19 protein-coding genes, 1 pseudogene and 1 other annotated feature are annotated in these 25,090 nt (G+C 38.4%); of the genes and pseudogenes, 12 read left to right on the top strand and 8 right to left on the bottom strand.

Annotated features, from left to right (window positions below):
• The first annotated feature begins 142 nt into the window (after positions 1 to 142).
• Positions 143 to 346 (top strand) — a binding site (T-box leader).
• Positions 347 to 441: 95 nt separating this feature from the next.
• From tyrS to tyrP, 3 genes are all read left to right on the top strand, one after another.
• Entirely contained in the window at positions 442 to 1,698 is a 1,257-nt protein-coding gene (gene tyrS, locus P3R27_RS10745; protein ID WP_301356837.1) for a tyrosine--tRNA ligase, read from the top strand.
• A 290-nt stretch (positions 1,699 to 1,988) separates the two neighbouring features.
• Positions 1,989 to 3,863 carry a tyrosine decarboxylase gene (gene tdc / locus P3R27_RS10740; protein WP_034690099.1) on the top strand — a complete coding sequence of 625 codons (1,875 nt, stop codon included), beginning with the start codon at positions 1,989 to 1,991 and terminating at the stop codon, positions 3,861 to 3,863.
• 240 nt (positions 3,864 to 4,103) lie between these two features.
• Complete coding sequence (tyrP, locus tag P3R27_RS10735; protein ID WP_034690097.1) at positions 4,104 to 5,522, top strand: tyrosine-tyramine antiporter; 1,419 nt, start codon at positions 4,104 to 4,106, stop codon at positions 5,520 to 5,522.
• Positions 5,523 to 5,913: 391 nt separating this feature from the next.
• Here tyrP and P3R27_RS10730 read toward each other — a convergent pair whose 3' ends face one another.
• The 4 genes from P3R27_RS10730 to P3R27_RS10715 all read right to left on the bottom strand — a co-directional run bounded on the left by P3R27_RS10730 (position 5,914) and on the right by P3R27_RS10715 (position 10,950).
• On the bottom strand, positions 5,914 to 6,930 hold the full coding sequence (locus tag P3R27_RS10730; RefSeq protein ID WP_034690095.1) for a LacI family DNA-binding transcriptional regulator: 1,017 nt from the start codon (positions 6,928 to 6,930) through the stop codon (positions 5,914 to 5,916).
• A gap of 64 nt (positions 6,931 to 6,994) precedes the next feature.
• The gene (locus tag P3R27_RS10725; RefSeq protein ID WP_034690093.1) at positions 6,995 to 8,005 is read right to left on the bottom strand and encodes an aldose epimerase family protein; all 1,011 of its coding nucleotides are present in this window, start codon (positions 8,003 to 8,005) and stop codon (positions 6,995 to 6,997) included.
• The gene (pgmB, locus tag P3R27_RS10720; protein WP_126133874.1) at positions 7,998 to 8,663 is read right to left on the bottom strand and encodes a beta-phosphoglucomutase; all 666 of its coding nucleotides are present in this window, start codon (positions 8,661 to 8,663) and stop codon (positions 7,998 to 8,000) included. Before pgmB ends, P3R27_RS10725 begins: the two co-directional genes overlap by 8 nt.
• Positions 8,656 to 10,950: a glycoside hydrolase family 65 protein gene (locus P3R27_RS10715; RefSeq protein WP_034690089.1), complete on the bottom strand. Its 2,295-nt coding sequence runs from the start codon at positions 10,948 to 10,950 to the stop codon at positions 8,656 to 8,658. Before P3R27_RS10715 ends, pgmB begins: the two co-directional genes overlap by 8 nt.
• Positions 10,951 to 11,234: 284 nt before the next feature.
• Here P3R27_RS10715 and P3R27_RS10710 point away from each other — a divergent pair, with 284 nt between their 5' ends.
• The 4 genes from P3R27_RS10710 to P3R27_RS10695 all read left to right on the top strand — a co-directional run bounded on the left by P3R27_RS10710 (position 11,235) and on the right by P3R27_RS10695 (position 15,265).
• The gene (locus P3R27_RS10710) at positions 11,235 to 13,397 is read left to right on the top strand and encodes a PTS transporter subunit IIBC (protein WP_034690087.1); all 2,163 of its coding nucleotides are present in this window, start codon (positions 11,235 to 11,237) and stop codon (positions 13,395 to 13,397) included.
• Positions 13,398 to 13,525: 128 nt separating this feature from the next.
• Complete coding sequence (locus tag P3R27_RS10705; protein WP_301356979.1) at positions 13,526 to 14,353, top strand: endonuclease/exonuclease/phosphatase family protein; 828 nt, start codon at positions 13,526 to 13,528, stop codon at positions 14,351 to 14,353.
• Positions 14,354 to 14,620: 267 nt separating this feature from the next.
• A complete protein-coding gene (locus P3R27_RS10700) occupies positions 14,621 to 15,028 on the top strand; it encodes a GNAT family N-acetyltransferase (protein ID WP_034690085.1) in 408 nt (135 codons plus the stop codon).
• 105 nt (positions 15,029 to 15,133) lie between these two features.
• The gene (locus P3R27_RS10695) at positions 15,134 to 15,265 is read left to right on the top strand and encodes a hypothetical protein (RefSeq protein ID WP_268745033.1); all 132 of its coding nucleotides are present in this window, start codon (positions 15,134 to 15,136) and stop codon (positions 15,263 to 15,265) included.
• A 426-nt stretch (positions 15,266 to 15,691) separates the two neighbouring features.
• On the opposite strand, the gene P3R27_RS10690 is transcribed toward P3R27_RS10695, so the two are convergent.
• The gene (locus P3R27_RS10690) at positions 15,692 to 17,371 is read right to left on the bottom strand and encodes a putative glycosyltransferase family protein (RefSeq protein ID WP_034690084.1); all 1,680 of its coding nucleotides are present in this window, start codon (positions 17,369 to 17,371) and stop codon (positions 15,692 to 15,694) included.
• Positions 17,372 to 17,630: 259 nt separating this feature from the next.
• Positions 17,631 to 18,164, bottom strand: coding sequence for a phenolic acid decarboxylase (padC, locus tag P3R27_RS10685; RefSeq protein ID WP_034690082.1), 534 nt, complete (start codon positions 18,162 to 18,164; stop codon positions 17,631 to 17,633).
• 103 nt (positions 18,165 to 18,267) lie between these two features.
• Between padC and P3R27_RS10680 the strand changes: the two genes are divergently transcribed.
• The gene (locus P3R27_RS10680) at positions 18,268 to 18,816 is read left to right on the top strand and encodes a PadR family transcriptional regulator (RefSeq protein ID WP_010736381.1); all 549 of its coding nucleotides are present in this window, start codon (positions 18,268 to 18,270) and stop codon (positions 18,814 to 18,816) included.
• Between the two features lie 189 nt (positions 18,817 to 19,005).
• On the opposite strand, the gene P3R27_RS10675 is transcribed toward P3R27_RS10680, so the two are convergent.
• The gene (locus P3R27_RS10675; protein ID WP_034690080.1) at positions 19,006 to 19,473 is read right to left on the bottom strand and encodes a MerR family transcriptional regulator; all 468 of its coding nucleotides are present in this window, start codon (positions 19,471 to 19,473) and stop codon (positions 19,006 to 19,008) included.
• A 134-nt stretch (positions 19,474 to 19,607) separates the two neighbouring features.
• Here P3R27_RS10675 and P3R27_RS10670 point away from each other — a divergent pair, with 134 nt between their 5' ends.
• The 4 genes and pseudogenes from P3R27_RS10670 to P3R27_RS10655 all read left to right on the top strand — a co-directional run bounded on the left by P3R27_RS10670 (position 19,608) and on the right by P3R27_RS10655 (position 22,604).
• On the top strand, positions 19,608 to 21,080 hold the full coding sequence (locus P3R27_RS10670) for an MDR family MFS transporter (protein ID WP_126133876.1): 1,473 nt from the start codon (positions 19,608 to 19,610) through the stop codon (positions 21,078 to 21,080).
• The gene (locus P3R27_RS10665) at positions 21,077 to 21,784 is read left to right on the top strand and encodes a DUF4811 domain-containing protein (protein WP_034690077.1); all 708 of its coding nucleotides are present in this window, start codon (positions 21,077 to 21,079) and stop codon (positions 21,782 to 21,784) included. Before P3R27_RS10670 ends, P3R27_RS10665 begins: the two co-directional genes overlap by 4 nt.
• Positions 21,785 to 21,999: 215 nt before the next feature.
• Positions 22,000 to 22,260, top strand: a pseudogene (locus tag P3R27_RS10660) (AbrB/MazE/SpoVT family DNA-binding domain-containing protein).
• Positions 22,254 to 22,604, top strand: a complete 351-nt coding sequence (locus P3R27_RS10655; RefSeq protein WP_126133877.1) for a type II toxin-antitoxin system PemK/MazF family toxin — start codon at positions 22,254 to 22,256, stop codon at positions 22,602 to 22,604. Before P3R27_RS10660 ends, P3R27_RS10655 begins: the two are co-directional and overlap by 7 nt.
• 142 nt (positions 22,605 to 22,746) lie before the next feature.
• On the opposite strand, the gene P3R27_RS10650 is transcribed toward P3R27_RS10655, so the two are convergent.
• Positions 22,747 to 25,083 carry an ABC transporter ATP-binding protein/permease gene (locus P3R27_RS10650; RefSeq protein WP_034690025.1) on the bottom strand — a complete coding sequence of 779 codons (2,337 nt, stop codon included), beginning with the start codon at positions 25,081 to 25,083 and terminating at the stop codon, positions 22,747 to 22,749.
• Positions 25,084 to 25,090: the final 7 nt, after the last annotated feature.

Genomic DNA, 25,090 nt, shown 5'->3' with positions numbered 1-25,090 from the left:
AAAGGCTTCTTCAATTCAATCAATTTCCGCCTATTTCAAGATTAAAAAGCGACGTTATTTTTTGTCGTTCGAATGATCAAGAAAAATTTTTTTGTTGACAAAAAAAACAGTGCGTTCTAAGATAGGAGATAGATGAATAAGGAATTAGACGATGAATAAAACGAAGTAGTGGGTAAAGCCAATGTTTCAGAAAGCTAGTGGTTGCTGTGAACTAGTACATGCTTTAGCGCGAATTACATTTTAGGAGTCTATGGCATGAAGCCACGCGACAGCGTTAAATGTTAGAGAGATATGTTTGGGAAACAAGCATATAATTTGGGTGGTACCGCGAATTTTCGTCCCTTGACTTGATTGTCAAGGGATTTTTTTGTTGTCTGCCCGTTAATAAATGACATGCTGGCAGGGACCTGCTTTCATAAAAAAGATATGGAGGGAAATGTTATGAATATTATTGATGAATTAACTTGGCGTGATGCCATTAACCAACAAACCAACGAAGAAAGACTTCGCGAGCTTGTTGAAGAAAAGAGTATCTCGCTTTACTGTGGTGTCGATCCAACAGGAGATTCGATGCATATTGGGCATTTGATCCCGTTTATGATGATGAAAAGATTCCAATTAGCAGGGCATCATCCATACATCTTGATTGGTGGAGGAACTGGAACGATCGGTGACCCAAGTGGACGTACAAGTGAACGTGTTTTACAAACGATGGAACAAGTCCAACATAATGTGGATGCACTAACGAACCAAATGCGTAAACTGTTTGGGAAAGGTGCCAACATCACATTCGTGAACAACTATGACTGGTTATCAAATATTTCTTTATTAGAATTTTTAAGAGACTACGGAAAGAATTTCAACATCAATACGATGTTAGCAAAAGATATCGTGGCAAGTCGTTTGGAAGTCGGAATTTCATTTACCGAATTTACTTACCAAATCTTGCAATCGATCGACTTCTTGCACTTACACAGAACATACGATGTGCAATTACAGATCGGTGGAGCTGACCAATGGGGAAACATCACTGCTGGTTTAGATCTGATTCGTAAATTGGAAGGACCAGAAGCGGAAGCCTTTGGGTTGACGATTCCATTGATGCTAAAAGCAGATGGAACAAAGTTCGGAAAAACTGCCGGTGGGGCAATCTGGCTAGATCCTGAAAAAACATCCCCTTACGAATTCTACCAATTCTGGTTGAATCAAGATGATCGGGATGTTGTGAAATACTTGAAATTCTTTACTTTCTTATCACAAGAAGAAATCAATGAATTAGCGAAAAAAGTGGAGACAGAACCTGAAAAACGTGAAGCACAACGCCGTTTAGCAGAAGAAGTGACACGTTTTGTCCACAGCGAAGAAGACTTACAAGAAGCGCAAAAAATCACAGCTGCATTGTTCTCTGGAAATATCAAAGAACTAAATGCGTCAGAAATCGAACAAGGCTTTGGAAACATGCCGAATGTAGAGATTTCAAGTACCCCTGAAAATATCGTGGAACTACTTGTTTCCACAAAAATCGAGCCATCAAAACGTCAAGCGCGTGAAGATGTGTCGAACGGAGCTATAAGTATTAACGGTGATCGCGTAACCGATTTAAATTTTGTCATTGATCCAGCTACAGAATTTGATGGTAAATTCGTAGTGATCAGAAAAGGGAAAAAACGCTACTTTTTGGCCAAAGTAGTTGATTAGAATTTAGTAATTTTTTACCTTGTAAAAGGTCTATTCCATTACAAAATTCCAATTTTTGAAACTTATCCTAATAGTTACGTCGGTTGTCGTTAATACAATCATGAGGAGGGAATTTACATTTGTAAATTCCCTCCTTTTTTTAATTTTTATTAATTGTACCAACAATTCAAACAATTAAAAACATTAAAATGAAATGAGAAAAATAGAAAAAGTGATATTTACAGAAATAAAAAACAGGTGTAATCTAAGCCTCGACAAAATTTAAAAAATTATTTTAGGAGGGTTTCTAAATGGAATCAAAGGTAAATGATTTAAATTTAAATGCACTATTCATTGGAGACAAAGCAGAGAATGGCCAAATCTATAAAGCTTTGTTAAATGAATTAGTGGACGAACACTTAGGATGGCGTCAAAATTATATGCCACAAGATATGCCGATCATTACGCCGGAAGAAAAAAGCAGTGAAAGCTTTGCGCACACGATCAATAAAACAAAAGATGTGTTAGCTGAAATCTCTACGCGGATGCGCACACACTCTGTCCCATGGCATAATGCAGGTCGTTATTGGGGTCATATGAACTCTGAAACATTGATGCCATCGTTATTAGCCTATAATTTTGCGATGTTATGGAATGGAAATAACGTCGCATATGAATCTTCTCCAGCAACAAGTCAAATGGAAGAAGAAGTCGGAATGGAATTTGCTACATTGATGGGGTACAAAAATGGCTGGGGCCATATCGTGGCAGATGGCTCGTTAGCAAATTTAGAAGGTCTTTGGTATGCCCGTAACATCAAATCTTTACCCCTTGCGATGAAAGAAGTGACACCTGAATTGGTTTCAGGTCAAACAGATTGGGAATTAATGAATCTTTCAACTCGGGAAATCATCGATCTGTTAGATCAAGTGCCAGAAAAAATCGATGAGATCAAAGCACATTCTGCACGCAGTGGAAAACATCTTCAACAATTAGGTAAATGGTTAGTCCCACAAACAAAACACTATTCTTGGTTGAAGGCAGCAGATATTATTGGTGTCGGTCTAGATCAAGTCATCCCAGTACCTGTTGATCATAATTATCGCATGGATATCAATGAACTTGAAGCAATCATCCGTGAGTTGGCTGCTGAACAAATCCCAGTATTAGGCGTTGTAGGAGTTGTTGGTTCTACCGAAGAAGGAGCAATTGATGAAATCGACAAAATCGTTGCATTACGTCGGGAGCTAGAAAAAGAAGGCATTTACTTCTATCTACACGTCGACGCTGCTTACGGTGGTTACGGACGTGCGATCTTCCTTGATGAAAACAATGAATTCATCCCATTTGACCAATTGAAAGAAGTACACGCAAAACATCATGTCTTCACAGAAAATAAAGATTATCTTTTAGAAGAAGTACATCGCGCGTATCAAGCAATTGAAGAAGCAGAATCAGTAACGATCGATCCACATAAAATGGGCTATGTTCCTTACTCTGCTGGGGGAATTGTAATCAAAGACATTCGTATGCGTGATGTGATCTCTTACTTTGCAACGTACGTATTTGAAAAAGGTGCAGATATCCCAGCATTGCTTGGTGCTTATATCCTAGAAGGATCAAAAGCTGGAGCAACTGCCGCAAGTGTTTGGGCAGCACATCATGTACTACCGCTTAATGTGACTGGTTATGGCAAATTGATGGGCGCATCAATTGAAGGCGCACATCGTTTCTTCCACTTCTTGAACAATTTAACCTTCAAAGTAGGGGATAAAGAAATCGAAGTGCATCCATTGACTTATCCGGATTTCAATATGGTCGATTACGTATTCAAAGAAAAAGGCAATAATGATCTGGTAGCAATGAACCAATTGAATCATGATGTATATGATTATTCTTCTTATGTCAAAGGAAGCATCTATGGCAATGAATTCTTGACATCCCATACAGACTTTGCAATTCCAGATTATGGCAACAGCCCATTACAATTTGTAAAACAATTAGGATTTACAGAAGAAGAATGGGAACGTGCTGGAAAAGTCACAGTCTTGCGTGCCAGTGTCATGACGCCTTATATGAATAAAGCAGAACATTTTGAAGAATATGCAGAAAAAATCAAAGCAGCGCTTCAAAGCAAACTAGAAAAAATCTATGCAGATCAGTTAGTGGCAAACGAAACAAAATAAATGTAAATCTTTTTATGAACGAAGAGAAAGTAAGTAGAATGGGCGCTCATTTCTCGTTCAAAACGAATAATGAGCCTCCTTTCTCTTATTGAATAATTCATGTTGACGTGCCTTTGAAGCTTGATGATCCAAGCAAAGAATACTCAAAGCACAAGTTGGCCATACGTTTGCTTTTAGTTGCTGTTAATGAAAAGTTTCAAAGACACGCCTATTTATTTATGAATAAGGAGAGTGTCAAAATTGAGTAAAGCTCAAGTTAGTAAAATGGGGCTAGGAACATTCATTGGGTTGACCATGGCGTTATGTGCCACTGTTCGTAGTATCCCAACATTGTCAGCTGTTGGTTGGACATTGATTTTTTACACGATTTTTGCCGTCTTGTTTTTTGCTGGACCCCTTTCAATGATTTCTGGGGAATTATCAACGATGCTGCCACAAGAAGGAGGCCCACAACTTTGGGTCAAAACAGCTCTAGGTAGTAAATGGGGATTTGTCGTTGCATGGTTACTTTGGGTGCAAATGTTCCCAGGAATGGTCATGGTCGCTTCTACCTTAGGTCCATTATTAGGGAATACGTTTGGGAACGCCGCTCTTGGCAACAATCACTATTTCGTTTTAGGGTGTATCTTAGTCATTTACTGGATCATCACCTTGCTCAACTTGAAGTTTGACATGGCGAAAGTTGGCGGGAATATTGGTGTTTGGTTGGGCGTTTATATTCCTGTGGTGATCATGTTTATTTTGGGGATCTTAGCGTTTTTCAAAGTGGGACTTGTTTCAAATGGCTATCTGGGGGATTTTTCATGGTCGAAAGCATTGCCTGATCTACAACACAGTGATTCATTGAAATATTTAGCAGGGATCACATTTATTTTTGTGGGAATCGAAATGAGCTCAGTGTATATGCCTCGTTTGAAAGATGCAACGAAGAACTATACTAAAGGGGTCTTTATTGCATTGATCGGACTAGTGTTATTGAATGTCATCAATGCCTTGTTTGTTGCAAATGTCGTCCCAGAAGGAACAATGGAATTGGCAAACATCACACAACCAGTATTGATCTATTGTGATATTTTAGGATTACCAACGTTCATCGGTAATATCTTCAGCTTTATGGTCTTTATTGGTGTGTTACTACAATTGTCTGCTTGGGTAACTGGACCTTCTAAAACGATCATCCAAGTAGCACGTGAAGGATTCTTACCACCAAAATTTGGCTTCCATAAAGAAAATGAATATGGTGTTTCAAGAAATGTGGTATTGACGCAATCAGTAGTTATTTCCCTCTTTGCGTTACTTTATGGCGTCATGGATGATGTAAGTGCGGTCTTTCTTACATTGACGAATGCAACCACTGTGATTTATTGTATCGTCTATCTGTTGATTGCTATATCTTTAGTGAAAATGAGAACTAGCCATCCAGAATTGCCTCGTCCTTATCGAATCGGTAAAAAAGGAAATGGCTTTGCGTGGCTGGTTAGCTGTATGCTGATGTTGGCAATTATCGCCGTTGTTGTTTCAACGTTAGGAACTTCAACGTTAGCGGATGCATTGCTTGTTGCGGTCATCGCGATCGTGATGTTTGTTATTCCGCTGATCATCAATCACGTGAAGAAAACAACCTGGTTGACTGAGGTTGAAGCAGACTTAAAAGAATAGTGGGGGAAACTCCCTCTTAGAGGATATAAAACAACACCTATGAAGAACTATTTTCTTCGTAGGTGTTGTTTTTCTTAAAAAATCAAGAGCAAAAAAATAGAGCCGTCTCAACTTTTGGCCAAGTAGACGTGCTCTAAAGCTCCTATCGATGCCATCCGCTTTGAACGGACTACAGGGGGCATGTTAACGCATACCTATTTACCCACGTTATAAGGGATTTTTAGAAAAAATGGAAGAGATTTCATTTTTTTGATTATTTCTAATTAACTACAAATTTGGACTTATCGTTAGTGGATCAGTTGATTACTAGTAAAAATAAATAGCAAAGTATCTTTTGTCCTAAGACAAGATGCTTTGCTATTTTTTTTTGATTCGCCTAGGAATGGCTACCCTATTTTTCTTTCAATGGAACGACCGTTTCTCGTTTGATCAAACGATGGGGGATCACTAAGCGTACACCATTGCTCACTTCTTCATGGATCAGTTCTTGCAATTTTTGCATCGCGACTCGACCTAACTCAGAGATATCGATGTCGATACTTGTTAAGTAAGGATGCATCAATGTAGAAAAAATCGAGTTATTGAAGCTGATCATCGAAAGGGTTTCCGGGATGATATAGCCATACATTTGGGCGAGTTGCATCGTGCGTAAAGCAAAAATATCATCGATAACAACTAGCGCTGTCGCTTCAGCTTTTTTTAAGATCGTGTCAAAATCTAAGTAATCTTCAGCCTGTTCCAAAGTCACACTTGGTTGGGCACTCAGTCCTGCTAACATCATCGCTTTTTGATAACCGAAATAGCGTTCAAAGTATAAACTTTCATGTGTTGTATTGGTCACGAAAAGAATATTTTTATGGCCATTATCGATCAAAAATTCGGTGGCTTGTTTTCCTAATAGTTGATTGTCGTTATCAATGTAGATGATTTCGTTCTCATGATGATACGGTTGTCCGATCAGTGTGAACGGAATCTGTTGTTCATAAAGGTAATCGATGACTGGATCGTCACTATCGGAGTAGACTAGGATAAAACCATCAACTTGTTTTTGTAAATGCATACGCTGAACGTTCTCTAATAAGACGTCGAAACTTTTTGCGGTAGCAATAGCTGTTGTTACACCGTGATGTCGTGCTTCTTCGTTGATTGCTTCCATGATTTCTAAATAAAACGGGTTGCCAAGACGCTCTTTGGAATCGAGTGGTGGAAGAATGACACCTACAGCGCTTGATACACGTTTACCAAGATTTCTCGCTGTGATATTGGGAACATATCCTAGTTCATCCATGATTTTTCGTACTTTCTTTTTCGTTGTTTCGGAAATACTTGGATGGTCATTGATCACGCGAGAAACAGTAGATGTCGCTACGCCTGCTTTTTTTGCAACATCTTTCACTGTAATTGCCATAAGTTAAATCACCTTTCTTTTTCATCGTCCATCGTCTTGTTGAAACCAAGTTAAATCAAACTGGTTAAGTGAATGTACTAAATTCATAAGTTGTTTGGCTGACGCGTTCTTGTCCAGGTCGCAGCGTAATCGAGCCAAACTCCGGAAAATGAACGATATCTGGTATTTCTTGTGGTTCGATCGCTAAGCCAAAATGAGAATGCATGTGTTGACCGTTGATCTGTAAATCTGCATCGAACCCAGTTGTAGAAAATAATACCATACTTTTGTTCGTAGTTGCTATATTCATTTGGCGACCGGAAGCTTCTTCTGATAAAGTTAAGCTGTTTTTGGTGAGTTTAGGCGTATTTAATAAAAAAACGTCATCAAGACCTAAAGGATACTTGGATAAAATCTCTGTCACTGTATTTGATTCTTGAAAATTGATTGGTAAGTCCGCTTTGTCCAGGGTTTCCCCTGTAGGTAATTTGTCATGATCCAAAAGTAATAAGCTATCTAATTGAATCTGGAGTTGATGGGAATCAATATCACGTTTTCCATTTCCAGATAGATTGAAATAGGCATGATTTGTCGGGTTACAAATCGTTTCTACTACACTGTTGGCTTTAGTGATCATGACTAATCTATTTCCTTCTAATTGATAAGTCACAGTCGCGGTGATTGGTCCAGGATAACCTGAAAATGTATCTTTTAAATAAAAGACGACACCCACTGCTTGAGGTGATTTGAATACTTCTACCTCCCAAAACTGAAAGGACCAGCCGTTTGTTCCGCCGTGGATATGATGCTTGCCATGATTTTTTTCTAGTCGGTGAGGTCCCCATTCACCGTTTCTGATCCTACCTGCCACTGGACCAACAGTTGCACCGAAAAAACTATGATCAGATAAAACATCTTGAAGATGGTCGTAAGAGAGTAAGATATTTTCCATTTTTCCCACTCTATCTACTGTGAATATTTGATGCAAGCGAGCACCATAATTGAGAAGAACGACTTCTAGCTCGTCGTTCTTCAATGTGATTTTTTTTAGATTTGTTTGTTTGATGGGGAGGACAGAAATGCTTGGTTCAGACATCTTTGCGCCAAACGTGTTGTAGATAGTCGAGTGTTAACGAAGACGTATCAGCGACGATCGGAATGTCCTCCCCAAGATCTTCCTTGCGTCCAATGCCTACAGGATAAGCGCCACTTGCAATGATCGCTTGGATGCCTGCTTTTGCATCTTCAATACCTAAACAATCAGTCGCCTCTAATCCGATTTCTTTGGCTGCTAATAAAAAGATATCAGGGGCGGGTTTGCCACTTGCTACTTTGCTAGGATCAGCAATCGCATCAAAGTAATCCGCCAATTGCATTTTATCTAGTAAGAATGGCCCGTTTTTACTAGCAGAAGCTAAGGCGATCTTGATGCCAGCTTTCTTTAATTCTGTTAATAAAGGGACAATACCCGGAAATACGTCTGCTGGCGTGATTTCTTGAATCATTTCTAGATAATACTCATTTTTACGTTTGGCTAAAGCAGCGAATTCTTCGTTTGAAAAGACATTTTCTTTCTTTCCATAAGCAAGAAGCAATGTTAATGAATCTTCTCGGCTGACTCCTTTTAATTGTTCGTTGAAGTTTCGGTCGATTGAAATCCCGATTTCTTCACCAAGTTTTTTCCAGGCGCGATAATGGAATTCTGCTGTGTCGGTGATGACACCGTCTAAATCAAATAGGACACCTTTAAACATGTGCATCGTCCTTTCTTAATGGAATCGTTAGTTGATCTGCTAGCTCTTGTGTTTGTCCATACACAGTCAATTCCAGTGCCTCACCATTCAGTAAGGTAAATGTGACTTGTTCATCAGAAACAGCGATGAAAATCAAGCGACCGCGGTAATTGATATGGAAAGAATAGGCATTCCATGTGTTTGGTAAAAATGGTGCAAAAGATAATTCGCCATGGGCGGTTTTCATTTGCGCAAAACCTTGAACGATCGCTAACCAACTACCTGTCATTGAGGTGATATGCAATCCATCTTCTGTATCGTTGTTATAGTTATCCAAATCTAAGCGAGCAGTACGCTGATACATTTCGACCGCTTTTTCTTCCAAGCCAAGTTCAGCAGCTAAAATCGCATGGATACTTGGAGAAAGAGAAGATTCATGAACCGTCATCGGTTCATAGAAATCAAAGTTCCGTTGTTTTTCCTCTTTTGTAAATTCTTCATTGAAGAAATAGATGCCTTGTAACACATCTGCTTGTTTAATGAAGCAAGAACGCAAGATCTTATCCCAAGACCATTTTTGGTTCAAAGGCAATTCGCTAAGTGGTAAATCCGAAACTGGCATCAAATCTTTGTCTAGGAATGTATCATGTTGTACAAAAATTCCTTGTTCCTCGTCGATCGGGTAGTACATGTTTTCGACAATATCAGCCCATTTTGCTAATTCTTCTTCGCTGATTTCAATTGTTGTTTCTTCTTTGAACGCTAAATAATTTTCACGAGTATAACGAAGGACCCAAGCGGCAATCGTATTCGTGTACCAATTGTTATTGATATTGTTTTCGTATTCGTTCGGACCAGTCACACCATGGATCATATACTTATTTTGACGTTTTGAGTAATGGACACGATCCGCCCAGAAACGAGCAATCTCAGCCAATACTTCAAGTCCTTCATTTTTCAGATAAGACGTATCGCCTGTATAATTTGTATAATTGTAGATCGCGTAAGCAATCGCACCGTTACGATGGATTTCTTCAAAGGTGATTTCCCACTCGTTGTGGCACTCGACACCTGTAAAGGTCACCATTGGATAAAGCGCCCCTTTCAATCCTTGTTGTTGAGCATTGTGGATTGCTTGTGGTAATTGATTGTGACGGTATTTCAATAAATTTTTTGTGACTTCTGGGTCAGCTAATGCTAGATATAATGGCACGGCGTAAGCTTCTGTGTCCCAGTATGTCGCACCACCGTATTTTTCGCCAGTGAAGCCTTTTGGTCCAATATTCAAGCGCTCATCTTCACCATAATAAGTAGAGAATAATTGGAAAAGGTTGAAACGGATGCCTTGTTGCGCTTCATCGTCGCCTTCGATCACTACGTCAGCCAATTCCCAACGTTTTGCCCAAGCGGTTGTTTGCTCTTCTTTGGCTGCATCATAATGGGTAGTTAACTGGTCAAATTCAGCCATAAGTGTTGTGAATTGTTGTGCTTCAGGAATATCACGACTCGTCAAAATCAAGACTTCTTTATCCACGATCACAGGTTCATTTAGTGTTAGGTCATATGTGAAGACCCCTTGTAAAGCTAAAGTTTCTTCTTCAAATACAGGGATAGCTACTTCTCCGTTGATCAAATGGCGCATTCCGGCAGTGACAGTGAATTGCTCAATATCAAAAGCGTTAGGGATCGTTTTTGTCGTCAAATAGCCGATTGAGTCTTTTGTACCACGGTCAATTTGGTTCCAGAAATGCTCATCATAGTTACTATCTTCATTTTGTACATGTCCATCCAGTTTCGAAACGAACTTCACGGTGGCTGAACCAGCAAGCAATTCAACTTTTACACGAATATAGGCAGCTTCTCTTTTGGCGATACTCAAGAAACGTTCAAATGAGAAATGGACTTTATTCGTTGCTGTTGTGATAGTGAAGTGACGAGATAAGACCCCGTTTTGCATATCTAATTCCCAATGAAAATCTTCTGGATCAAGGGAAGCTAAATCGATCAATTGGTCATTGATATAAATATCCATTGCGATAAAGTTGACCGCATTGATGACTTTCCCAAAATATTCAGGATAACCGTTTTTCCACCAACCCACACGAGTTTTATCAGGATACCAGATGCCTGCTAAATAAGTGCCTTGGTGATGATCGCCAGAGTACGTTTCTTCGAAGTTTCCACGCATTCCCATGTAGCCGTTTCCAATGCTTGTCAATGACTCTTGCAAACGTAAGTTTTCTTTATCTAATGTTGTCGTACTGATTTTCCAAGGGTCGATTTGGAATAAGCGTTTGATTTGTTTCATGATTCTCCTCCTAAATGTTTCATTTCTTAGGTTTATAATAAACGCAACCGGTTGCGTCAGTCAATAGTAAACTGATAAATACTCAATCTTTTTTATTGTAGAACACTTCGCAAGAGGGTGGAAAGTATCATTGCCCTAGTTTTTCTGTATAGTTCTTATTGTATCTGTTGTATCATGCTTCTGGATCAAAAAATAAATAAAATAAAAATAAAGCATTTACAAAAAAAGGAATTACCTCTATAATACGGATTAACGAAACCGATTGCGTAAAGGAGAGGTAGAAATTGAAGAAAATGTTTAGTTTTGATTTTTGGCAGAAATTTGGAAAGGCTTTAATGGTCGTTGTAGCAGTTATGCCAGCTGCTGGTTTAATGATCAGTATCGGGAAATCGATCCCATTGATCAACCCGAACATGGCAGCACTTGTCACTACGGGTGGTGTTCTTGAAAGTATTGGTTGGGCAATTATTGGGAACTTGCATTTATTATTTGCATTAGCGATAGGTGGTAGTTGGGCAAAAGAACGAGCAGGTGGTGCATTCGCTGCCGGAATCTCGTTTGTTTTGATCAATCGGATCACAGGAGCGATCTTCGGTGTCACAACAGAGATGTTAGCCAATGAAGATGCCTTCACACATACGTTGTTTGGTACACGAATCATGGTGAAAGGATTCTTTACGAGTGTCTTAGAAGCTCCTGCATTGAACATGGGAGTATTCGTAGGGATCATCGCTGGGTTCGTCGGTGCGATGGCTTATAACAAATACTATAACTACCGTAAATTACCAGATGCACTTTCTTTCTTTAATGGGAAACGATTTGTTCCCTTTGTAGTGATTCTTTGGTCAACGATCGTAGCTCTTATTTTGGCAGCAGTTTGGCCAGCAATTCAAGCAGGAATCAATAATTTTGGTTTATGGATTGCACAATCACAAGATAGCGCACCGATTTTAGCACCATTTTTATATGGAACATTAGAACGTTTATTACTACCTTTTGGTTTACACCACATGTTGACGATTCCAATCAACTATACGCAATTAGGTGGAACATATGAGATTTTATCTGGCGCACAAGCCGGTACACAAGTATTTGGACAAGATCCATTATGGTTAGCTTGGGCAACTGACTTAGTGAACCTACGAGGTGCAGGAGACATGGCACAGTATGAATTCGTATTGAACAATTGGACACCCGCACGTTTCAAAGTCGGTCAAATGATTGGTTCTTCTGGTATTTTGATGGGGATGGCGCTTGCGATGTATCGCAATGTCGATCCAGACAAAAAAGCAAAATACAAATCCATGTATTTCTCAGCTGCTTTAGCTGTCTTTTTAACAGGGGTAACAGAACCATTAGAATTTATGTTTATGTTTGCAGCAGTTCCACTGTATGCGATCTATGCAGTCATTCAAGGAGCAGCTTTTGCGATGGCGGATATCTTACCATTGCGTGTCCATTCCTTCGGGAATATCGAATTATTGACACGAACACCATTAGGAATTAAAGCAGGGCTTGGTGGCGATTTAATCAACTTCGTCATTTGTGTCATTCTCTTTGGCGTAGTGACTTATTTCTTAGCAAACTTCTTGATTAAGAAGTTCAACTTTGCTACACCAGGACGTAACGGGAACTATGATAATGACAGTGAAGAAACAACAACTGGCACGACAACAGGAGTGGTGGATCAACAAATTATCCAAATCATCCATTTATTAGGTGGAAAAGAAAATATCAAAGACGTGGATGCTTGTATGACACGTTTACGTGTAACAGTGGCAGATCGAGGCAGAGTTGGTTCAGAAGACGCGTGGAAACGTGCTGGCGCAATGGGATTGATCGTCAAAGACAATGGTGTCCAAGCCGTTTATGGGCCAAAAGCAGATGTGTTAAAATCAGATATTGAAGATTTATTGCAATCAGGCGCAGATATTCCTGAACCACAAGTCAAAGAAGTCGTGATGGAAAAAGAAACAGCGACAGCAGCATTAGGAATCGAAAAAGAATTATACGCAGTAGCCAAAGGAGAAGTGATTGCTTTAGCAGCGGTCAATGATCCAGTCTTTTCACAAAAAATGATGGGTGACGGTTTTGCAGTCATTCCTGAAACAGATACGATCACTGCTCCAGTAGCGGGTAAAATCGTTAGCGTATTCCCAACGAAGCACGCTATTGGGATGGAAACAGCTGAAGGCGCAGAAGTACTGATCCACATGGGAATCGATACTGTCCAAATGGCGCAACCTGCATTTGAAATATCTGTGAAAGAAGGACAAGAAGTCACACCAGGTATGCCGATTGCACGCATGGATCTTGCAAAAGTCAAAGAACAAGGAAAAGATACAACGATCATGGTTGTTTTCACGGATGATAAAGTGAAAGAAATTGCGATCACTACACTGGGTTCTGTTGAAATGGGTACAGAAATCGGAAAAATCAAGCTATAATAAATACAAGAAGTGATCAGAGATTGTGACGAAAAAGCGAGACGATTGAGGAGAGATTTCTTCAATGATCAGCGCTGACGTAACAGTCTCTGATTTTTATGTAAAAATAGAAAAGAGGTTCCAAAAAAATGAAAATAATGACGTTGAATACACATAGTTGGTTGGAAGAAGAACCATTAACTAAACTACAAGACCTTGCAGATAAGATTTTAGTTGAGCGCTATGATGTGATTACTTTGCAAGAGGTCAATCAACTGATTGAAACAAAAATCGTAAATGAACAAGAGCTAGTCGGTTTTTGTCCAGTAACGAATCAGACCCCAATCCACAAAGATAATTTCGCTTATTGCTTGATCCAACGACTGGCAGAAGCAGGGGAATCCTATTTTTGGAGTTGGGAAATGAGTCATATTGGTTATGATAAGTACGAAGAAGGAAACGCTATTTTATCAAAGGTTCTTTTGGATAGTCGGGCATACATAGTGTCTGAAACAAAAGAAAAAGAAAACTACCGTACCCGCATGATCCTTGTGGCAGAAACAGTAATTGACAACCAACCAATCGTTGTCGCAAGCTGTCATTTCTCTTGGTGGTCAGATATAGAAACGGGCTTTGCCTACGAGTGGCAATTCTTACAGAGAGAACTCTTAACTTATCAAATACCTTGCTTGTTGATGGGTGATTTTAATAATCCAGCAGGTGAGGAAGGGTATTGCTTAGTGGCAGACAATCAATTGAATATCAAAGATGCGTATGTTCTAGCAGAGCAAAAATCTGAAGAAGCCACGATCGAGAAAAAAATCGATGGCTGGGAAAACAATACAGAAGCACTGCGAATCGACTATATTTTCGTTCCGATGGAGAGTAAAGTCAGTTCGTATATCCGTGTCTTTGATGGGACGAATGGTTCAATCGTTAGTGATCATTTTGGGGTAGCTGTGGAAATGGAGCTATAAAGTGAGAGTGAAAATATAAAAAGGCGAATAACAAAAAAGCACATCTTTAAAAAACAGTCAGTTGTTTTAAATGATGTGCTTTTATAGCGTTGCTGACTATTATTGGTGATCTAGAAAAACATTTGTAAACTAATTTTAGAATAGCTAGATAAAAATTGGGATAATTAGACTTGGTTTGCAGTATACTAAGCTGTTTAGAAGGAATATTGATATAATCGAAGTAATGATATGAAAAGAGCAAGCTAAAATAAATAGGAGTGAAAATCTATGATAAATTATCAGACCAATGTACAGATACATAAAAGTGAACTTGAAAATCTATATGCCAGTGTAGGATGGACTAGTTATACGAATGACTTGGATAGGTTAGAAAAAGCAATCGCTCATTCCTTATCCGTAATAACTGCTTGGCATCAAGATAAATTAGTGGGGTTGATCAGAGTGGTTGGTGATGGTCAGACAATTATATATATACAAGATCTCTTAGTTCATCCTGATTACCAAAATAAAAAGATAGGAACTTATTTACTGGCTGAGATTTTACAGGAATATAAAGAGGTAAGACAGAAAATACTTTTGACTGAAGATGCTCCAGATGTAAGGTACTTTTATGAGGGATTTGGATTTGTTTCTTGCGACAAAGGTAATCTCGTATCGTTTTACAAAGAGTTTTAGTTGTTGAAGATAAGATAATTAAAGTATTTCATCGTTTTGATAACAGTTTCGAAGGAATGGTTTGAGTGCTTGTCAATGAATACTATGATTAAGGAGAATGAGGATATGAAACTAAATAAAGCGGAAGTTTTATCAGATAAACAGAATGAACCCACAGAAAAATCAATAAAAATGTTTATTGGTGAGGATGCTTGCGAACGACTATCTAAGATAGAAGAGTTGTTAAATAATCTCTAGGATGTGAAACGTGAATTGAGATTTTGGGATAGTTGGCAATTTAGTTATTGCCATAAAAAAAGTAGCTATTTGATATTATTTAAAAAAAGAATGGCTTGATCGGAATAATGACGATAACCGATAAGAAAGTGAGTGAAATGGAAAGACTACAGGCCGTATTACAACCGGAGATCCAAGAAATCTGGAAAAAAAGAAAAAATTCGGTCCATCTAGTTGGCCCTTGCTATTTTAAGTAAAGACAGAAGCAGACATCAGCGTTTTGATGAAGATTGTGGCAATCCGATAACCATAAAAAAATAAACGTATTTAGTAGAGAAAGGAGGAGATTTCCTACTTTCAAAGTTCAAAATTAAGCGGGACTGCGACAGTCAGTCTGTCACAGTCCCGCTTATCGTACGTGTTTTGCATAATCTAAACAATGATGGTCTAACTGATTTTCACATTTTTTTCTTTCCTAAAATTAAACTTTTGTGAAAGATAGATTCCTAAAAAGGATAGCCAACCTGCAATAGTCGCAGCAACAACGAAGTAGAAATAGACGGGAAGGTCGTAATAGAGAATGATCTCGTTGATGCCATTATGCTGTTTGACGATCGGTGTACCGATATCGGTCAATTCAAAATCCGTCAATTTCTGTCCATTTTGCATCAAGACGGTTCGATCATACACGATAACTGGCACATGAACAGTCGGTTCACCGGTATTTTTCCATTTGATACTCAACCGACCATCAGGATGTGATTTGATGAATGTTGTTTCATTTTCCAGGATTTCTTCATTGTATCGATCGTATTTATTTGCCTTTGTTTGTTTATAGATCGGCAAATAATCTGGCGTAGTTTTCTGGAAAACAAATAAACTTTTGGACATATCACGACTGTAGAAAGTTTTTCTTGCTTCATCAGGTGTATCGAACAAATACGTATGACGACTGACGAAGGTTTCATCTTCCCATTTATTGAGGTGACGGTATAAGTTTTGGATGGTCTGAACAGAACTGATCAGGATCAGTAAGGTCGCAGCTATCCGTAACCAGGTTTTGTTTTCCCAACGATTGGCGACGATTGCAAAGTAAAGTAAAAAAAGCAAGGTAAATGGGACAAAGAAACGAAATGGAAACTGAATCAAGCTAATAAATGGCACTTCGTTTTCAACTAATGTATTCCAAGGGATCAGGCTGGTTGAAAGTAAGAAGAACACAACACTTGTGCGCAACAAAAGTTTTGGAAACAGTTCTTCTCGCTTTCGGAACAATAAGAAAAATAAAAAACCAGTAAATAAAACGACAGGAAGGATTTTCGGATAATTCAACCAGTAACTTCCCTCAAGGTTGATTGATTTCTCTGTCATTCGTCGATTGACGAAAGGTGGAAGAATCTTATTCCCACTGTAAACCATTGCCATACCTACCCAAATATTTGCCGTTAGGATAAAGTATAGAAGAATTGATTTACCTAACTGTAAAAGAGCTTTCCCTTTATTTGTTTGTGTGAAGAAATAATACCCATAAAAAGGAATATACATCAATACTAACATCACAGAAGATAGTAGATGGATCTGCGTCATCAATGCAATCGCTGCAGTTACTTTAAGTACAGGGAATTTTTTATGCACGATGAAATCAACGAGCGGGATCATACATAAAGGATAAAACACGGTGCCCCAGCTCGTAAAACCTTGATTGACAGCCCAATATTGAATCGAATAGGTCGTCATGAACAAGACTGAAACCGGCACACTCACCCAATCACGTACTTTTACATAACGCAACAAAGTCAACATGGAACAACCTGCGATAAGGAAGAGAATAAAATTCGATAAAATCTGGTAATGATACCAACTTCTAGCAACAAGTACGATCAACCCTTGAAAGTAGGAGAATAAGGGACCGTAGATTGCATTGACGATCCGACCGCTTTGTTGAAAGCCATACATCGATGGGAAGTAGTGTAAGTCTCCGTGAATAATTTGTTGGGCTGCATCATAAAAACGATTGTAATGAAATGGCGCATCCGCCCCGATGATCAATTTGTGTGATAAGATATTTGGCAATACGAAAATAATTGCGAAAATAAAAATCAAAAAATATGGTCTATATTTTTTCAACTGTTTGGCTCCTTTTCATATAATAACTAAACTTATCATAAAGGTTAATGAAAGGAGAGGCAAGGAATTAGAAAAAAATTGAAAATAACATGAAATTATTTATGTAAATCATAAAGAAATCAATTGGAAAAGTTAAATGACCATATTTATTTACAATAAAATAAAAGGTAGAAACAAAAGCCTCCATTTATAATGATCAAAAAGCCACTGGTCTTCATCAATTGAAGGAGTGGCTTTTGATTTTATACTAGTAGAGTGATTATTTATTGATGCGACGGTAGTTTTCGTCGAAGTAACGACCTTCACGAATGTCTTTTGGCATTCCTTCATAAGGTTCTTCGCTAATTACATCTTCATTATCAACACCCGCATCACCCATATAAGTAATTGTCGCAAATTCTGGAACGACTAATTTTGGATATGTTTCATATTTTTCACGAGCAGCTTCCATTTCCGCAAGATGTTCGTTTTGGAAAGTGACAGTGATCTCTGGATGTTCTTCGACCCATTTAGGGAAGAAAATCGTGCCATGGAGTTTTTTCTCATTTGGCATAAAGTCTAAAGCAACGTCTGTACCAGTTGGTTCAGTCCAAGTGATTTTAAAAACACCATCTGTTAATTTTACGATATCTGCTTCTTGATCTTTGACCCAACGCCCTTTGACCATCCCGCCATGAATACGATAGTCAACGGTGTGGTCATTTTTTGCATACCATTCATATTCCCAACCATTGTCATACGTATAGATAAAGTGAGTTCCGATAAAATCTTCTAAGTTTTTGAATTGTTTCATGTAAAACATCTCCCTTTAAATTAAAACATGTAATAATTTACATGTTTTTGATTACGTGATTATGATAGAATGATTTTGAGAGAATGTCAAGGAGGAAATTTTGATGGCTAGAAAAAACACATTACGCTATATATTACTGGGATTACTGAGCAAAAAAAATCAAACGGGGTATGAATTGAATCAGGCATTCAAAAATGAAATCGGTGAATTCTGGCAGGCAAAGCATAGTCAGATTTATCCTGAACTGGCCAAAATGGAAGAACTAGGAATCATCAAACATGAAGTAGGGATCACTGGAGTCAAGCTAGAAAAGAAAATTTATCAGCTGACTGAAGAAGGACGTGTTTTGTTAAACGAATGGATCCATACCTCACCAAATGAACTTCCAGTCAATCGAGACGAATTTGTCTTGAAACTTTATTTTGTGAAAGATATCAATGATCCAACATGGATCGAGATTCTTGAACAGCAAAAGGAGCTTCATGAAGAAAAAAGACAGCATTTATTCGCCCGACAACAAGTGATTTTCCCGACAGAAAAAGATCAACATGAAAATTATGGCCATTATCTGATCTTGTCTCACGCAATCAATCGAGAAACCGAATATATCAACTGGTTGACACAAGTATTGGAACAAGAAATAAGAAAATAAATGGAAAGTTTATGACAAACAGCTTAAAAAGGCGCCAATCACAAAAATTTGAAAAACAATTTTCGTGGTTGGCGCCTATTTCTCGAGGCTGAACACTTCTGTCCCGACCTCGTGGTGGTTTTTTTATTTAACTATAACATGTCGGCTACAAGCTCTAATGGAGTAAAAAAATCAATCTGCGCTCTTTTCTTATTTTTTCAGTACTTTTTTAGGATCGATCGTTTCATCTGCTGGAAGGATCTTATAAGAAAGTTCATCCGTTTCTTCGTCATGAATAATGCATAGCTGTTCCAGATCATTGAAGTCGCCAATTAAAAGGAGTGTATAACGTTCATCAATCAATTGAATGTCTTTGATGGATTTTGAGAAGACTTTTCGGACATGGTGCATTTTGTTTAAACGTTCCTGAGCTTTTTCAGCGGCTTTGGTCAACGTGTACCCTTCATCTAAAAATTTCTTGATGATCTCCACTTTGACCACTGTCGGTAATCGGTATTTTCTTGAACAATTTGCGTCAGCAGTAACGGATTGGATAAAGCCTTTTTGTTCCCAGTATCTCAATTGTCGTGGTGAAACTCCGACAATCTCACTCAATTCACTAATACCTACTAATAAATGGTCATTTTCCAATAATTGTTTAAGTGAAGCCCCCACCATTCGTCACACTCCTTTGTTGGTTGTTCCCTTAATTATACTTTTGTTGACTATTGTGTCAAGTAGGTTGACAAAAGGCAAAAATAGGAATAAAGTATCTTAGTGATTTCAGAAAACATTCAGAAAGAAGGAGACATATGAGTAAGAATCAACCCGTAGATATTTACGGAAAACCATATAATCGTACACTATTAGTTGTTGTGTTATTGATTGGGACATTTTGTACAGTCTTGAATCAGACCTTATTGACAACTGCTTTTCCAGCATTGATGAAAGCTTTTGATATTTCAGCTTCTGATGTGCAATGGTTGACAACAGGCTTTTTACTAGTGAACGGGATCATGATTCCGATTACTGCTTGGTTGATCAATAAGTTCAGTTCTAGAAAATTATATCTGTCTGCTATGACGATTTTTTTGATTGGGACGATCACCTGTTTTACTGCTCCTAATTTTAGTACACTATTGATTGGACGATTAATCCAAGCGTGTGGTGTAGGGGTATCTATGCCATTATTGCAAAATATCATGCTATCGATCTTCCCACCAGAAAAAAGAGGTTCGGCTATGGGAATGTCTGGGATCGTTATCGGATTAGCCCCAGCATTAGGCCCAACATTATCTGGCTATATCATTGATAACTATCATTGGCGCGATTTATTTGGAATGGTTATTCCCATCGTCGTTCTTGTTTTAGTACTTGCATTCTTTTTGATGAAGAGTGTGATTCCTTTGTCCAATCCAAGTATCGATATTTTCTCTGCTATTCTTTCAACGATTGGATTTGGTAGTTTACTTTATGGATTCTCAAGCGTAGGAGACGCCGGTTGGGGAAGTACGAAGGTAATCAGCTTTTTGATTGTTGGTGTGATTTTCATCGTCGCATTTGCTTGGCGGCAATTACATTTAGAACATCCATTCTTAGAGTTGCGTGTTTTTAAGTCACCAACCTTTACGATTGCAGCGATCCTAGCAGGCGTAACGAATATGGCGATGGTCGGAGCAGAAATGGTCGTTCCCTTATATATTCAAAATATTCGTGGAGAATCGGCATTCCACTCAGGTTTGATGTTGCTTCCGGGTGCATTGATCATGGGAGCAATGATGCCAATCACTGGTGCGATCTTTGACAAACACGGGGCAAAACGTCTTGCGATTGTTGGGATGTTCATCCTAACAGCAGCTACAGCACCTTTTGCCTTCTTGACTGAAACGACACCTGTTTTGTATATCGTCATTCTTTATGCGATCCGAATGTTTGGGATCTCGATGGTCATGATGCCGGTGACAACATCAGGAATGAATGCTTTACCTAACCACTTGATCAGTCACGGAACAGCAGTGAACAATACCTTCCGCCAAATTGCAAGTTCAATCGGAACTGCGATTTTGATCAGTGTGTTGACGAATGTTACGAAAGACAATCTACCAACTGATGCTGTGTTGAAAAGTACACCTTTAGCCTATAAAGATCAAGCAATCAACGCGACTTTATCTGGTTACCATGCAGCTTTCTTTGTCGCAATCATATTCGGCTTGATCGGCTTTGCGATTGCTTTCTTCTTAAAAAGAAAAGAACCAGTAGTGATGGAAGTGGGGGATAACGCATGATTATTTTCGTATTGATTGCCAGTGTCATTGCCTTTGCTTTGACAAATGTTTTTGCCAAAAAAATGTGGCAAACATTTCTTTCACTCGTCTTTGGCTTACTGTTTGTTCTCTCGTTAGGACTGATCGTAGGAAATATCACGAATCATTTTGGGATGGAAGAAGTGACAGAAACAAAAACGACTCCGCTCGTTTCCAGTGCGGATCAGTCAGAAGTAAATATGTTGCTTTATCAGTCACTAGGAGATGGGACAGAAAAAGTCTACTTATATCGAACAGATGACAAGCAAAAAGAACCAAAAGCAACTGGCACAAAAAATGAAACAAATAAGGTCGAACAAACGGACGGAAAAGCAGAAAAAGTCAGTGAAACAACTTATTGGGTTTATAAAAATGACCAATACAAATTCTGGTTCAACTTAGCGGATAATAACCATGAATATGAACGCCGGGTCAATACGTTCAAACTTCCCGCGGATTGGATCGAATTAAGTACTGACCAAGCTTCTGAGTTGGCAAAACGTGTCAAAGAACAAAAAAGCACGATGGAAGCCGATGCACAAAAGGTTGTAAAAGAAGGCTTGATGAAAGCCATTGCCCAAAATCCAGCGATGTCTCAAGAAGAACAACAACAAGTATCAAAAGACTTAGCGACAGCTTATCAAAAACAAGCATTGGCAAAATTAGTCGCAGAAGTGAAGAAGTAAATAGTTTAATAATATGACAAAAATAGTGGATGAAGTATTCGACAACATACTTTGTCCACTATTTTTTTATGGAAAAAGGAATAAAGATAAATTACATTTATACGTATTTAAAGAGTATAGACAGCAAGTTCCTAAAAGAAAGGAGGAAATGAAATACGAATAAGAAAATCACCACTAAAGATAATTATGTATATACATAGAGGAGGTCGTTTATAATGGAGATGTTACCAATAAAAAAATGGAGAAACAGTAATGGTCTTAGATTGCCAAAATACATTATGGAATACCTTGAAATCCATACAGAAGATAAAGTGAAAATCATATAAGAAGAGAAGAATGGGAAAAAATGTTTGATCCTCGAAGCGGCTACTCCAGAAAATGAATGGACAATTGAGCAATTGTTTGCAAACTACAAAAAAAGGGCTCATGTAGATCTACAGGATCTAGGTGAGGTAGGAGGAAATGAAAAATGGTGAGAACCCCTAGACAAGGGGTCATTTTATTATTAAATACAGTGCCTAGATCTGGATATGAACAAACAGGAAAACGTCCATATATTGTTTTGAGTCACGATATTATTGCAGAAAATAGTAATGTTGTAACTGTTGCACCCATTTCAACTACCAATAGAAGCTATCCGTTGGATGTACCTATTCGTTCTTCTTATGGAATGAAGACTGTAGGAAAAGTATTGTTAGATCAATTAACAACAATTGATCATGAAGCAAGACAATTTGTTTTCCTAGAAAAAGCGCATAAAAGGTTAGTCGATGAGTTGTTACAGAAGACAAAGCTGATATTTCAAAAAGTAAACAATTGAATAAAGAATTTTTTCTGGTTTGGTCAATAACTATACTACGACATTTGTATATCAGATAAGATGTATTGAACGATAAAAAAAACACGTTTGATTTTGACAAAGATCCTCAAAATCAAACGTGTTTTTTTATAAATACTTGTTATTATTCTGCTCTCAAAGCAATCGCTGCATCTTTCTTCGCTGCCATACGAGCTGGGATGTGTCCGCCTAACATCGTTAAGATCGTTGATACAACAATCAGAATCAAGGCGTGTACAGGATTTAGTTGAGCAACATTTTCTAAATCAGTCATATTGTACAAGAGACTATTGATTGGGAAAGTCGCTAGCCAAGCAATCAGGACCCCTAGTAAACCAGAAGAAATCCCTAAGATACAAGTCTCAGCATCGAATACTCGTGTGATATCTTTCTTACGCGCACCTAATGCTTTCAAGACACCGATTTCCTTCGTCCGCTCGATCACAGAAGTATAAGTGATGATGCTGATCATGATCATGCTGGTAACGAGTGAAATACCAGCAAAAGCAATCAGGACATACGTGATGGCATCCATCAATCCACCAGTCAATTCGGTCATCGTTCCAGCTAAATCAGAATAGATGATTTTATCTTCATCTGATTTTCCTTTGTTGAATTCATCTAAATAGTTTAGAATCTCTTCTTTATCGCCAAAATTATTTGGATAGATCATGATGCTTGAAGGTAAGCTATCTCCACCTAAGTAGCTGATCAATGTTTGTTTTGCTGAGTCATCTACTTTTTCGGTCGTCAATACGTTCATATCACTATCTTTTTGTGCTTGAACAATTTCAGAATCTTTGTTTTCATTGACGATTTCTGTTGTCAATTGGTCGCTGTAAGCAATACCAGGAGATAATAGATTCATCGTAGAAGAAGATTTGACACGCAAAATACCAGAAATCTTAACTTCTCTTGTTGCATCGTCGTACATTGCTTGGTAATCCGTATTAGGAATGAAGTTTCCTGTCGGTAATTTTGTATAGTACGTATCATTGTTCACTAATTTGAAAGTCGTTCCGACGATTTTGTCAAAATCAAGCGTTTCGCCGTCTTTCACATCAAAGCCTAAATTTTTCAACGCATTGATGTTGGTATTATTATTGCCATCCACGATCAATACGACATCATTTGCAGAGTTCGGATAACTACCAGAAAGCAATGAGTAATTTGATTCTAAGAAATTGTCTTTTTGGTCGTCTAGTTGTGTTGGGAAACTAGAAACACCTACGCCAGTCATGGAAGACATGGCACTTGAGAAGGACAGTGATTCAGAATCTGGGTTTTGATTCGAAAAGCTAACAGGCTGTACTTCGCCGTCAACATCTCTTAACAAATTAATACCAGTCGTGCGGGTAAAACCAATATTATTACTTAAATCAGGATCGATACTCGTTACATAATCAACATATTCTTGGTCGATATTATTCGTATGTTGTGCACGGTCTTCATCGCTGATTTTTGCCGTAACAGTTTTTGTGTCTGGATATTCGGCTGTGTTGGAACTCAAGCCATCCGATTCAGAAGGAGGGCTAGTGGTGACTCTGGAAATCGTGATTGGAAAACGAGCCATCGTTTCTGACTGTGTTTGATCAATTTGTTTTTGGAATCCTGTAGATAGGGCTAATACGATCGCAATCCCAATAATCCCGATACTTGAAGCAAAGGAAGTCAAAAATGTCCGGCCTTTTTTTGTGCGAATATTATTGAAAGATAATTTTAATGCGGTCCAAAAGCTCATCTTTGTCCGACGTAGATTAAATTGATCATCTTTTGGACGTTCGATATGTGGGTTAGAATCAGAAACGATTTTTCCATCTGAAAACTCAATGATCCGATCGGCATATTCATGTGCCAACTCAGGGTTATGTGTGACCATGATCACTAGTTTTTCATTGGATAGTTCTTCGATCAACTTCATGATTTGGACACTTGTTTCTGTATCTAAAGCACCGGTTGGCTCATCACATAAAAGGATGTCAGGATCATTGGCTAAAGCACGTGCAATTGCGACACGTTGCATTTGGCCCCCAGATAATTGATTGGGTTTTTTGTGCATGTGGTCGGTCAAGCCAACGCGACGCAATGATTCCTCGGCTTTTTTCCGTTTCTCATCTCTAGAGACACCACTTAATGTCATGCCAAGCTCAACATTTTCAATGATCCCTAAATGACCGATCAAGTTATAACTTTGGAAAACAAAACCGATGGAATTATTACGGTAAGCATCCCAATCGCTATCTTTAAAATCTTTTGTGGACTTTCCGTTGATGATCATATCGCCAGAGTCATAATTATCCAAGCCGCCGATCACGTTCAGCATAGTTGTTTTACCAGAACCACTAGGACCTAGAATAGCTACAAATTCTTTTTTTCTAAAAGCGACGGATACGCCGTCTAATGCTTTTGTCGTTGTTTCACCAACTTTATAATATTTCTTTATCTCTTTTAATTGTAACATTGTCACC

The sequence above is a fragment of the Enterococcus spodopteracolus genome (genome assembly GCF_030441955.1).
Taxonomy (GTDB): Bacteria; Bacillota; Bacilli; order Lactobacillales; family Enterococcaceae; genus Enterococcus_B; species Enterococcus_B spodopteracolus.
Note: the sequence above shows the minus strand (reverse complement) of the source record. Positions and strands in the feature narration are given on the sequence as shown.

Excerpts from the sequence above, each read along its gene's own strand:
- tyrS (WP_301356837.1), top strand. The coding sequence starts at position 442 with ATGAATATTATTGATGAATTAACTTGGCGTGATGCCATTAACCAACAA.
- P3R27_RS10695 (WP_268745033.1), top strand. The coding sequence starts at position 15,134 with ATGAAACTAAATAAAGCGGAAGTTTTATCAGATAAACAGAATGAACCC.
- pgmB (WP_126133874.1), bottom strand. The coding sequence starts at position 8,663 with ATGTTTAAAGGTGTCCTATTTGATTTAGACGGTGTCATCACCGACACA.
- P3R27_RS10680 (WP_010736381.1), top strand. The coding sequence starts at position 18,268 with ATGGCTAGAAAAAACACATTACGCTATATATTACTGGGATTACTGAGC.
- P3R27_RS10655 (WP_126133877.1), top strand. The coding sequence starts at position 22,254 with ATGGTGAGAACCCCTAGACAAGGGGTCATTTTATTATTAAATACAGTG.
- P3R27_RS10725 (WP_034690093.1), bottom strand. The coding sequence starts at position 8,005 with ATGTCTGAACCAAGCATTTCTGTCCTCCCCATCAAACAAACAAATCTA.
- P3R27_RS10705 (WP_301356979.1), top strand. The coding sequence starts at position 13,526 with ATGAAAATAATGACGTTGAATACACATAGTTGGTTGGAAGAAGAACCA.
- P3R27_RS10665 (WP_034690077.1), top strand. The coding sequence starts at position 21,077 with ATGATTATTTTCGTATTGATTGCCAGTGTCATTGCCTTTGCTTTGACA.
- P3R27_RS10650 (WP_034690025.1), bottom strand. The coding sequence starts at position 25,083 with ATGTTACAATTAAAAGAGATAAAGAAATATTATAAAGTTGGTGAAACA.
- padC (WP_034690082.1), bottom strand. The coding sequence starts at position 18,164 with ATGAAACAATTCAAAAACTTAGAAGATTTTATCGGAACTCACTTTATC.
- P3R27_RS10730 (WP_034690095.1), bottom strand. The coding sequence starts at position 6,930 with ATGGCAATTACAGTGAAAGATGTTGCAAAAAAAGCAGGCGTAGCGACA.
- P3R27_RS10715 (WP_034690089.1), bottom strand. The coding sequence starts at position 10,950 with ATGAAACAAATCAAACGCTTATTCCAAATCGACCCTTGGAAAATCAGT.
- P3R27_RS10670 (WP_126133876.1), top strand. The coding sequence starts at position 19,608 with ATGAGTAAGAATCAACCCGTAGATATTTACGGAAAACCATATAATCGT.
- tdc (WP_034690099.1), top strand. The coding sequence starts at position 1,989 with ATGGAATCAAAGGTAAATGATTTAAATTTAAATGCACTATTCATTGGA.
- P3R27_RS10675 (WP_034690080.1), bottom strand. The coding sequence starts at position 19,473 with ATGGTGGGGGCTTCACTTAAACAATTATTGGAAAATGACCATTTATTA.
- P3R27_RS10700 (WP_034690085.1), top strand. The coding sequence starts at position 14,621 with ATGATAAATTATCAGACCAATGTACAGATACATAAAAGTGAACTTGAA.